This window comes from Massilia sp. 2TAF26, from assembly GCF_052115005.1.
Taxonomy (GTDB): Bacteria; Pseudomonadota; Gammaproteobacteria; order Burkholderiales; family Burkholderiaceae_D; genus Telluria.
On sequence record NZ_JBFRFV010000053.1, the window covers coordinates 1 to 10,294 of the forward strand.

Consider the following 10,294-nt stretch of genomic DNA (forward strand, 5'->3'; position numbering starts at 1 on the left):
GGTGGCCGAAGCGGGCAAGGAGATTTCGACCCGTCCGTTCCAGCTGGTCACCGGCCGCGTCTGGAAAGGCTCGGCCTTCGGCGGCGCCCGCGGCCGCACCGACGTGCCCCGCATCGTCGACTGGTACATGGAAAACAAGATCAACATCGATGACCTGATTACCCATACCTTGCCCCTCGAGCGCATCAACGAAGGATTCGAGTTGATGAAGAGCGGGCAATCGATCCGTTCGGTAGTGCTGTACTAAGTCCAACGACAAGAGGAGACATGATCATGAACAGTGCAGTCCATATTCACCCGGCCGTCGATGAGGGCATCCCGCCGGAGGCGCCGGACTTTGCAGGCGGGACCCTGACCTGCCTGTGCGCCACCGACCCGGTGACGGTCGAGATCAAGGGGCAGGTGGCGCACAACCACGTATGCGGCTGCACCAAATGCTGGAAGCCGGCAGGGTCGCTGTTCTCCCAGGTTGCGGTGGTGCCGCGCGAGAACCTGCAGGTGGTCGCCAACGGCGACAAGCTGCAGCCGGTCGATGCCACCGCCACCATCGTGCGGCATGCCTGCCGCGAGTGCGGCGTGCACATGCTCGGGCGCATCGAAAACACTGCGCATCCTTTCTATGGCCTGGACTTCGTGCACACCGAGCGCTCGAACCAGCGCGGCTGGGCGGCGCCCACCTTCGCGGCCTTCGTCTCGTCCATCATCGAATCCGGCGCACGTCCCGAAAACATGGGGACCGTGCGTGCGCGCCTGAACGAGATCGGCTTGCCACCCTACGACTGCCTGTCGCCGCCGCTGATGGACGCCATCTCGACCCACGTCGCCAAAGCCAAGGGCATCCTATGAAGCTCTTGCGCGTGCTGTTGCTGGCATCGCTGGCGGCGCCCGCCGCCGCGCAGCCCAACGAATTCCCGACCAGTGGGCGGGTGGAGTACGTGCTGGAGTGTATGCAAAAGCACGACGGCAAGTACGAATTCCTCTACAAGTGCTCGTGCGTCATCGACCGCATCGCCGAGGCGATGCCTTACGAGGACTTCGTGGCGATGTCGACCGCCTTGCGCGACCAGGCCCTGGCAGGGGAACGCGGCGGCGTGTTTCGTGATGCACCTACGGTCAAGGTCATGGCCGACAAGTACAGAACCATTCAGGCCAATGCGAACAAGGCCTGCCATGTGCAGCAGCGCTGAACCACAAGAAAACATTAGGAGACCAACATGTCATTGCAAACAAGACTGATCCGCTGGTGGCCCTGCCTTGTATTCGCCGCCTCGCCGGCCTTCGCGGCCGACACCGACCTCGCACAGCTGAGCAAGGACCCGAAGAACTGGACCATGCAGGCCGGCGACCTGAGCAACCAGCGTTACAGCGAACTCAAGCAGATCAACAGCAAGAACGCCAAGAGCCTGCAGGTGGCCTGGACCTTCTCGACCGGCGTGCTGCGCGGCCACGAAGGCGGGCCGCTGATCATCGGCGACACGCTGTACCTGCACAGTCCCTTCCCGAACAAGGTGTTCGCGATCTCGCTGGAAGACCAGAGCATCCGCTGGAAGTACGAACCGAAGCAGGATCCGACCGTGATTCCGGTGATGTGCTGCGACACGGTCAACCGCGGCCTGGCCTATTCGAACGGCAAGATCTTCCTGCAGCAGGCCGATACCACGCTGGTGGCGCTGGATGCCAAGACCGGCGCCGAACTGTGGAAGACCAAGGTCGGCGATCCGAAGATCGGCGAAACCACCACCAATGCACCGCACATCTTCAAGGACAAGCTGCTGACCGGCATCAGCGGCGGCGAGTTCGGCGTGCGCGGCCGCATCGCGGCCTACGATCCGAACACCGGCAAGCTGCTGTGGAAGGCCTTCAGCACCGGGCCGGACCAGGACATGCTGATCGACCCGGCCAAGACCATGACCTGGACCGACGGCAAGATGGCGCCGGTCGGCCCCGACTCTTCGCTGAAGAGCTGGCAGGGCGACCAGTGGAAGCTGGGCGGCGGCACCACCTGGGGCTGGTACAGCTACGACCCGCAACTGAACCTGGTGTACTACGGCAGCGGCAACCCCAGCACCTGGAACCCGCGCCAGCGCCCGGGCGACAACAAGTGGTCGATGACGATCTTTGCCCGCGACCTCGACACCGGCATGGCGAAATGGGTCTACCAGATGACGCCGCACGACGAGTGGGACTATGACGGCGTCAACGAAATGATCCTGGCGGACATGAAGGTCAAGGGCCAGCCGCGCAAGGCACTGGTGCACTTCGACCGCAACGGCTTTGCCTACACGATGGACCGGCAGAGCGGCGAATTGCTGGTCGCCGAAAAATACGATCCGGCGGTCAACTGGGCCAGCCACATCGACATGAAGAGCGGACGTCCGGTCGTGGTGGCGAAGTACAGCACCGACAAGAACGGTCCGGACGTCAACTCGAAGGGCATCTGTCCTTCGGCCCTCGGCACCAAGGACCAGCAGCCCGCCACCTACTCGCACAAGACCGGCCTGTTCTATGTGCCGACCAACCACGTGTGCATGGACTACGAGCCCTTCCAGATCGAGTATACGGCCGGTCAACCCTACGTCGGCTCGACCCTGTCGATGTATGCGGCGCCGAACAGCCATGGCGGCCTGGGTAATTTCATCGCCTGGGATGCCGGCACCGGCAAGATCGTCTGGTCCAAGCCCGAGAAGTTCTCGGTGTGGAGCGGCGCATTGTCGACCGCCGGCGACGTGGTGTTCTACGGAACCCTGGAAGGCTATATCAAGGCGGTCGACCACAACGGCAAGGAACTATGGAAGTTCAAGACCCCGTCCGGCATCATCGGCAACGTCACGACCTGGGAATACAAGGGCAAGCAGTATGTCGGCGTGCTGTCGGGCATCGGCGGCTGGGCCGGCATCGGCCTGGCGGCCGGCCTGACCAAGGGCACCGAAGGACTGGGCGCCGTGGGCGGCTACAAGGACCTGGCCAAATATACCGAACTCGGTGGCGTGCTGACCGTGTTCGCGCTGCCGGATCGCTGATCCGCAGGATCCGTATCGAGCGGCCGCCGGCATGTCGCAGGCCGGTGGCCGTACCCTGTCATTACCGGAAATCGCCATGAACAAATTCGTAACCCTGATGTTGAGCGCGGCCTTTTGCATGGCCGCCGTACCCGCCGTGGCCGACGAGACTGCCGCGCCCGCCGGTGCCGCACCCTACAAGGTAGCCGACGGCAACAAGGTGGATGCCCAGACACTGAGCGGCTGGAAAACCTGGCGTGCACTGGCCTGCGAGCGCTGCCACGGCGCGGCGCAGGAAGGCATGGTCGGCCCTTCGCTGATCGACAGCCTGAAAGTGCTCACCAAAGAGCAGTTCAAGCAGACCGTCCTGCACGGCAGGATCGACAAGGGCATGCCCAACTTCGACGGCAGCAAGATGGTGGTCGAGAACATCGACAACCTGTATTCCTATCTGAAAGGACGCTCGGATGGCGCGATCCAGCCGGGCCGCCTGCAGGAGATCGGCAAATGAGGTGGCCCGGCAGCCTGGGCAGGCTGGCGGGGGCAGCGTTGGCGCTGCTCTGCCTGGCCGGACCGATCGCCGCCCAACAGGCCATGAATAACGCAGGTCCGGGCCAGGACAAGGTATTGCGTGTTTGCCAGGATCCGAACAACCTGCCGTTCTCGAACCGCGATCAGGCCGGTTTCGAGAACAGGATCGCGGCCCTGTTCGCCCAGGAGCTGGGATGGAAGCTGGAACACACATGGTTCCCGCAGCGTATCGGCTTCATCCGCAATACCCTGCGCGCCAAGCTGGAGAATTCTGACCGTTTCAAGTGCGACCTGGTGACCGGCGTGCCGGCCGGGTTCGACATGGCGGCCACCACCCGCCCTTACTACCACTCGAGCTATGCACTGGTGTACGTGAAGGGCAGGGGGCTGGACGGTGTGCGCGGCCTGGACGATCTGGCGGCCTTGAAGCCTGAGCAGCGCGGCAAGCTGCGCTTCGGCGCCTTCACGTCCTCGCCCGTCACCGACTGGCTGATGCAGAACAGGCTCATGGAGCAGGTCGACTGGTACCAGAACCAGACCGGCGACGCTGAGCAGTACCCGGGCCAGATCATCGAGCGCGACCTCGCCAGCGGCAAGATCGACGTGGCCTTCGTCTGGGGACCGATCGCCGGCTACTTCGCACGCAATACGCACGCGGCGCCGATCGTGGCCGTGCCGCTTGCGTCGCGCCCGGGCATGAAGCTCGATTTCGAGATCGCGATGGCGGTGCGTCATGGCGACAAGGAATTCAGGCAGCGCATCGACCAGTTGATCGATGCCAACCGCGGCAAGATCGCCGCCATCCTCGACGAGTACGGCGTACCGCAGCTCGACCAGCAGGGCCGGGTGCTCGCTTCTCAACGCCCGGGGAAACCATGATGTGCCGGCTCGCAGTGTTCGCGATGCTGGCCGCGCTTGCCGTGGGGCCGGCGGCCGCCCAGCAGATCTCGTCCGCCGAAACCCTGTTGTTCGAGACCGACCACCTGGCGCGCCTGAAGGCGCCGGCGACGCTGGTCTATGCCTTTCGCAAGGACAGCAACGTCGAGCCCGGCTTCAGCGACGAAGTGCGGCTCGACCTTGCCGAGGTCAAGGGCAAGCTGAGTGCGACCCTGCATTTCCTGTCGGGCGAGCACAGGCAGGACATTCCGGCGCTCGAGGAAGCCCATGGCAACCCGGTCCTGCTCGGCTTCCTCGAGCACGACATCGCCGAGATGAAGCGGCTGACCGGCGGCTCGACCAGTTATTTCCGCAAGCGGATCCGGATGGCGCTGGCGGAAAGCGCCCAGGTGGGCCGGCAGCAGATCGTCTACCAGGGCCGGACCCTCGATGCGCAGGTGGTTCGCATCCAGCCTTACCTGAACGACCCCATGCATGCACGCTTCGAGAAATACGTGCACAAGATGTACACCTTCGTCCTGAGCGAACAGGTGCCTGGAGGCCTGTATCAGTTGCGTACTTCGGTCGGCAAGCCCGAGCCGGTACGGACCGCCGCCAGCATGCCGGGCGTGCCGGCGCCTGTGCCCATGATCGATGAAACCCTGACCCTGATCAGCGTCACGCCCAAGCAGCCCTGAGTCGCATGGGACGTCAGCAGGAGACACGCGATGGCGCCGTTGAAAGTATTCGCATTCGATTACGCGACCGCCGGCGGGCCGCTGCCGCGGCGACTGCCGCAGTCGCTCCGCCGCCAGAGCGACATGCTGCTGCAGGCCTTGCAGGCTGACCTGCGCGCCGTGCCCGGCATCGAGTTGACGACGATAGCGCCTGTGCAGGACGCATCCGGGGCCCGGCCGGCTTTCAGCGAGCGCTTCCAGGCTGGCATGGAAGCGGCCGATGCGGTATGGCCCCTGGCGATCGAATCGGAAGGCTTGCTGGAACGCTTGTCGCGCGAGATCCTGGGCGCCAACCGGATCCTGCTGGGTAGTGCACCCGGCGCCGTGCAGGTGGCAAGCAGCAAGCTCAAAGTGGCGCGCGCGCTGGCAGACGGCGGCGTTCCGGTTGCCGCAACCTACAGTCCGCACGCCGTTTTGCCCGACGAGCGGGGCGCCTGGGTGGTCAAGCCCGACGGCGGCGCCGGCTGCTTCAACATCCGCCTGTTCAGCGATCGTGCGGCGGCGCTGGCATGGATCCGTGTCGCGGCGGCGGAGGGCTATGTGCTGCAGCCCTTCATTGCCGGCAAACTGGGCAGCCTGTCCCTGCTGTGCTGCGATGGCGTGGCACGGGTGCTGAGCTGCAACCTGGAGCGGGTGGCCATGCGCAACAACCGCTTTCACTTCCTTGGCAGCACCGTCGGCGGGCTGGAAGATCGCGATGGCGCTCTCGGTCGCCTGGCCCAGAAAGTGGCGGCGGCAATTCCCAGCCTGTGGGGGTATGTCGGCGTCGACTTCGCCCTCACGAGCGATGGCCCTGTGGTGCTGGATGTGAATCCGCGGCTTACCGCCGCCTATGTCGGCCTGCACGTCGCGATCGGGCATAACCCGGCAGGCATGGTCATCGAGCTGTTGAAGGGGCCGGCGGCCATGCCCGGTCCCTTGCAGGCCCGCCGTGCCGTCAGCGTGGATCTTGGCAACGGAGCGGATTGAGGACTACCTGATCGCGACGCCCCAGGGGAGTTTGCCGACCGGGATGTCGCGCAGCTTGGTCCGGCTGGCGGTGTCGATCACCGACACGCTGTTCGAACGGCCGTTCGCCACGTAGAGCTTCTTGCCGTCCGGTGTCAGCGCCATGTTCCATGGGCGCTGACCTACCGGAATCGTCGCCACGACCTGGTTGCTGTCGGTATCGATGACCGACACGCTGCCATCGCCGCCGTTCGACACATAGACCTGCTTGCCGCCCGGATGGACGGCGATGCCGTTCGCACGCAGCCCGGCCTTGATGCGGGCAACGATGGCAAAGTTCCTGGTGTCGATGACGAAGACTTCGTTGGCATTTTCCGTCGCCACGTAGGCGCGGCTGCTGTCGGGCAGGAAACCGATGCCGCGTGGGCGCGCCCCGACCGCGACCTGGCCTACCTGCTTGCGCGCGTCGAAATCGATGATGTCGACGGCGTCGCCTTCCTCCGCGCTGACGAAGAGCAGGTGCCCGTCCGGGCTGAACACCGCGTGTTCGGGGTTCTTGCCGTGGACCTTGATCGCGAACGCCAGCGCATTGCTGCGTGTGTCGACCACTGCGATATCGTTCTTGCCCTCGACCGCCGCCACCACCCAGCGCCCATCCGGAGAAATCGAGACACCTTCCGGCGACTCGCCCAGCGCGATCGCTGCACCCAATTTGCGGGCAGCGACGTCGACCACTTGCAGGCTATTGTTCGGCTGGTCGCTGACGTACAGCCAGTGCCTGTCGAGGCCGACAACCAGGCCGCGCGGCTTGCTGCCGCCGGGCAGGGAGGCGACTACCTGGTCGGTGGCGGTATCGATGACGGACACCGTGCCGGCGCCCTCGTTGGGGACGTATGCGAACGGTTCGGCATGCAGGAAGGACGGCAGCGCCGTCAGCAGCGCGAGGGTGGTCGAAACGAGGTGCTTCGGGCTGATGATCATCGGTTCTCCAAGGGAAGGCCGGCATGGCGGCGGATGCGCCGCACGGCACGGCGTGGCCACATGCGCCACAACAGGCCGTCGCGATCGATCAGCATGTGCTTGCCGACCGCAAGCACATGCAAGCCGACGAACAGCGCGAGCAGCAGCGCGGCGATATGGTGGGTCTGGTTGAAGAGGACATACAGCGCCCTGTCGTCGGGGCCCCAGGGCGGCAGGCGCACCAGGTTGAAGAACTTGATGCCATGCTTGCTGAAATTCGATGCAAGATAGCCGGATAGCGGCAGGATCAGCATGCAAAGATACAGGACTGCATGGCTGAGCCTGGCCACGTGCCGCTGCCAGGGCGGCATGCTGTCGGGCAGTGGCGGTGGCGCATGCATCAGGCGCCAGGCGAGACGCAGCACGATCAGCAGGCCGATCAGGATGCCGCTGCTCTTGTGCAGGTTGACATACATGCCGCGTTCCGGCGTGCCGCGCGGAATATCGTCCAGCATCAGGCCAAACACGAATTGGCCGAGCAGCAGCAGGGCGATCAGCCAGTGCAGGACGATGGCCGTGCTTGTGTAGCGGTCGCGTTCGGGCTTGTGCATGGGCTCCGTTCAGTGAACCAGCGATTTCTCGGGCGGCTTGATGTTGAGCCGCTGTAGCTTGCGGTACAGGGTATTGCGGCTGATGCCCAGTTCCCGCGCAACGCCGCTCAGGTTCCACTCGTGACGCTGGAGTTCCTGCAGCAGCGCGCGCCGTTCGGCGCTTTCGAGCGTGTTCAGGCTGGACCCGGTCATGGCCACCGCTTCCATCCCGGCACAGGTCGACGGCACCGCCTCGGCAGTACTATCCCGGTATTCGGGCGGCAGGTCGCGCACGGTCAGGCAGTCTGTGTCCCGCAGGGCGATCATGCTGCGCAACAGGTGACGCAACTGGCGTACATTGCCGGGCCAGCGCTGCTGTTCGAGCAAGGACAAGAGGCGAGTATCGAGTTCGACCGGGCTGCCCTCGTCGCTTTCCTCCGTCGCCAGGTGCCGGATCAAGGCTGCGCGGTCGACGCGCTCGCGCAATGGCGGCAGAGTGAGCGTCACGCCTTGCAAGCGGTAATACAAGTCTTCGCGGAAGGCGCCGAGTTCGATCTTCTTTTGCAGGTCGCAATGGGTGGCGCTGATGAGGCGGATGTCGAGCTTGACCGGGGTCTCGCTCCCGAGCGGGACCACCTCGCGTTCCTCGAGTACCCGCAACAGCCGGGCCTGCAGGGCGACCGGCATGTCGCCTATCTCATCGAGGAAGAGCGTGCCCGAATTGGCCTGCAGGAGCTTGCCGCGCTGCCCCTCCTTGCTGGCGCCTGTAAAGGCGCCGGAGCGATAGCCGAACAGTTCGCTTTCGATCAGCGATTCCGGTATCGATGCGCAATTGATCGCTATAAAAGGCCAGCTGGCCCGGCTGCCGGACGCGTGGATGGCACGCGCGAACATCTCCTTGCCTGTACCGGTCTCGCCCAGCAGCATGATCGCGACGTTGCGCTCGAGAACGCGTTTGGCTTTCTCGACATTGGCAGCCATGACGGGATCGCCGAACTGCAATTTGTCGAGCGGGCTGTCGGGCTGGATGGAGAATTCTTCCTTGGCGCCGATCCCGGGCAGGAGTCCGATCGCTGACGCATGGCGCGGACCGGAGGTCGACAGAGGCTGGTACATCACGCCGAAAAAACGGGCGCCGTTGCGGATTTCAAAGATCGGTACCGGGTGAAAGGCTTTCCTGACCGTGCTGTCGATCAGGCCGGAAAAGGTAATGTTGAACAGCTCGGTGATGTCGCGGCCGACGATCTCGGTGCGGTCGTTGAATCCGAGCTGGAACAGGGCACAGCGCGTCGCGGCCAACACCTTGCCGGTGACACTCAAGGCGATCGCACCTTCGCTCAAGGTGCCGACGAATTCCGGACGGTTATGAAAACGCAGGATGAAATCATGGCGGAACTGGTGCAGGAACACCCGGTTTTCGATCATCTGTACCGACATGCTGACCAGCGCGAGTGTGTGTTGCTGGGCCAGGCGCGACTCGCCGGAGGCGTCGAGCACACCGACCAGTTCGCCTTCGTGATCGAAGATCGGCGCCGCAGCGCAGGAGAGGCCGGTATTCCTGGACAGGTAGTGTTCGTCCTGGTGCACGGTCACGGGGCGCCGTTCGAACAGGCAGGTGCCCATGCCGTTGGTTCCCTGCGCACGTTCGCTCCATACCGCGCCCGGCATCAGGCCGGTCTTCGATGCCGCATGCGTGAAAGCGGGGTCGCCAAAATAATTGAGCAGCACTCCCTCGCGGTCGGTCAGCATGATTGCGTAACCGGATCCCGCCAGTTGCTGGTACAGGTTGGCCATCTCGACCTTGGCGACCGCCTGGACATCGGCCAGGCGTTCCTGGCGTTCCTGTAATTCGGCGACTGGGACGACTTCGGGTTCGGCGCAGGTGCCGGGGTCGAGCCGGTATTCGTCGAGGCACCGTATCCAGGACTGGGTGATGCGGTTTGCGCTTCCAGGACGTCCAGGTCCGTTTCGGCTTTGAACGACCGAGCGGACACGGTTGACGTGTTCCACGGCAAAGTTTGGCATGCTGTCTCCTGCGTCCTCACTCATGTGCCGGGCAAGGCGCCGGCCATGGCTTGTTATCGTATGGACTGTTATTGAGTTGCAACCACAGCATCAGATACTACTCTTGGCAGCAAATAGTTCAAGTGTTCACAATATTTTTAACCAATAGCGTTGTCGGAAGAGCCCGATTTCTTGGAGTCCAGACGGGTATCAGGGCTAATTGAATCAGTGTGAACTGTTCGCTCGTAACGAGGTCTGGTGTTCAGATGCGTTGTCGGCGCAACAGGGCTTGTGTGGTGCCGCCTTGTTTTGCTATAGTTCGCGTCCTGCTTCTGCAGCGCACGAAAAGTTTAATAGAATCAACGGATTAAACTTGTATAAACGGCCATGCCGAGTGCAATGAAGAAAAAGATGGAGTTGACGAGTTAAGCGAAACACTGCATAATCTCATTCCTCTGCTGCTGACGAACAAAACGATTCGCCGGATGCAGCAAGGCAGTRCCGAATACGATCTTTAACAATCAACAGTCGATAAGTGTGGGCGTTTGATGAAGTGCCAGCATCCTTCGGGATGCTGAATGCTTAAATTATCAAATGTTCACAAAAAGTATAACGTTGCTCAGCAATGAGTRACGGTCAGTATTTTGAG

Annotated in this window: 10 protein-coding genes and 1 pseudogene; 8 read left to right on the forward strand and 3 right to left on the reverse strand. The window is 63.2% G+C overall.

Going from position 1 to position 10,294, the window contains the following annotated elements; all coding sequences use genetic code 11:
* From AB4Z32_RS27050 to AB4Z32_RS27085, 8 genes and pseudogenes are all read left to right on the forward strand, one after another.
* Positions 1-247 (forward strand): annotated as a pseudogene (locus AB4Z32_RS27050) (S-(hydroxymethyl)glutathione dehydrogenase); the annotation flags it as partial.
* Positions 248-273: 26 nt separating this feature from the next.
* The gene (gene gfa, locus AB4Z32_RS27055; protein ID WP_442124916.1) at positions 274-846 is read left to right on the forward strand and encodes an S-(hydroxymethyl)glutathione synthase; all 573 of its coding nucleotides are present in this window, start codon (positions 274-276) and stop codon (positions 844-846) included.
* A complete protein-coding gene (locus tag AB4Z32_RS27060; RefSeq protein WP_442124917.1) occupies positions 843-1,187 on the forward strand; it encodes a hypothetical protein in 345 nt (114 codons plus the stop codon). Before gfa ends, AB4Z32_RS27060 begins: the two co-directional genes overlap by 4 nt.
* 27 nt (positions 1,188-1,214) lie before the next feature.
* A complete protein-coding gene (locus tag AB4Z32_RS27065) occupies positions 1,215-3,020 on the forward strand; it encodes a methanol/ethanol family PQQ-dependent dehydrogenase (protein ID WP_442124918.1) in 1,806 nt (601 codons plus the stop codon).
* A gap of 76 nt (positions 3,021-3,096) precedes the next feature.
* Entirely contained in the window at positions 3,097-3,510 is a 414-nt protein-coding gene (locus AB4Z32_RS27070; RefSeq protein ID WP_442124919.1) for a c-type cytochrome, read from the forward strand.
* Positions 3,507-4,409, forward strand: coding sequence for a quinoprotein dehydrogenase-associated putative ABC transporter substrate-binding protein (locus AB4Z32_RS27075; protein ID WP_442124920.1), 903 nt, complete (start codon positions 3,507-3,509; stop codon positions 4,407-4,409). The genes AB4Z32_RS27070 and AB4Z32_RS27075 overlap by 4 nt, the downstream gene beginning before the upstream one ends.
* Complete coding sequence (locus AB4Z32_RS27080) at positions 4,406-5,104, forward strand: hypothetical protein (protein WP_442124921.1); 699 nt, start codon at positions 4,406-4,408, stop codon at positions 5,102-5,104. Before AB4Z32_RS27075 ends, AB4Z32_RS27080 begins: the two co-directional genes overlap by 4 nt.
* Before the next feature lie 30 nt (positions 5,105-5,134).
* Positions 5,135-6,112, forward strand: a complete 978-nt coding sequence (locus tag AB4Z32_RS27085; RefSeq protein ID WP_442124922.1) for an ATP-grasp domain-containing protein — start codon at positions 5,135-5,137, stop codon at positions 6,110-6,112.
* Between the two features lie 3 nt (positions 6,113-6,115).
* Here the strand turns inward: AB4Z32_RS27085 and AB4Z32_RS27090 are convergent, their stop codons facing one another.
* From AB4Z32_RS27090 to AB4Z32_RS27100, 3 genes are read right to left on the reverse strand one after another with little or no spacing between them, the layout of a single operon-like run.
* Positions 6,116-7,072, reverse strand: a complete 957-nt coding sequence (locus tag AB4Z32_RS27090; protein WP_442124923.1) for a beta-propeller fold lactonase family protein — start codon at positions 7,070-7,072, stop codon at positions 6,116-6,118.
* Positions 7,069-7,662, reverse strand: a complete 594-nt coding sequence (locus AB4Z32_RS27095; protein WP_442124924.1) for a cytochrome b — start codon at positions 7,660-7,662, stop codon at positions 7,069-7,071. Before AB4Z32_RS27095 ends, AB4Z32_RS27090 begins: the two co-directional genes overlap by 4 nt.
* A 9-nt stretch (positions 7,663-7,671) precedes the next feature.
* Complete coding sequence (locus AB4Z32_RS27100; RefSeq protein WP_442124925.1) at positions 7,672-9,666, reverse strand: sigma-54-dependent Fis family transcriptional regulator; 1,995 nt, start codon at positions 9,664-9,666, stop codon at positions 7,672-7,674.
* Between the last annotated feature and the right edge of the window lie 628 nt (positions 9,667-10,294).

Coding starts and splice junctions, on each gene's coding strand:
- AB4Z32_RS27070 (WP_442124919.1), top strand. CDS start 3,097: ATGAACAAATTCGTAACCCTGATGTTGAGCGCGGCCTTTTGCATGGCC.
- AB4Z32_RS27085 (WP_442124922.1), top strand. CDS start 5,135: ATGGCGCCGTTGAAAGTATTCGCATTCGATTACGCGACCGCCGGCGGG.
- AB4Z32_RS27090 (WP_442124923.1), bottom strand. CDS start 7,072: ATGATCATCAGCCCGAAGCACCTCGTTTCGACCACCCTCGCGCTGCTG.
- AB4Z32_RS27075 (WP_442124920.1), top strand. CDS start 3,507: ATGAGGTGGCCCGGCAGCCTGGGCAGGCTGGCGGGGGCAGCGTTGGCG.
- AB4Z32_RS27065 (WP_442124918.1), top strand. CDS start 1,215: ATGTCATTGCAAACAAGACTGATCCGCTGGTGGCCCTGCCTTGTATTC.
- AB4Z32_RS27095 (WP_442124924.1), bottom strand. CDS start 7,662: ATGCACAAGCCCGAACGCGACCGCTACACAAGCACGGCCATCGTCCTG.
- AB4Z32_RS27100 (WP_442124925.1), bottom strand. CDS start 9,666: ATGCCAAACTTTGCCGTGGAACACGTCAACCGTGTCCGCTCGGTCGTT.
- AB4Z32_RS27080 (WP_442124921.1), top strand. CDS start 4,406: ATGATGTGCCGGCTCGCAGTGTTCGCGATGCTGGCCGCGCTTGCCGTG.
- AB4Z32_RS27060 (WP_442124917.1), top strand. CDS start 843: ATGAAGCTCTTGCGCGTGCTGTTGCTGGCATCGCTGGCGGCGCCCGCC.
- gfa (WP_442124916.1), top strand. CDS start 274: ATGAACAGTGCAGTCCATATTCACCCGGCCGTCGATGAGGGCATCCCG.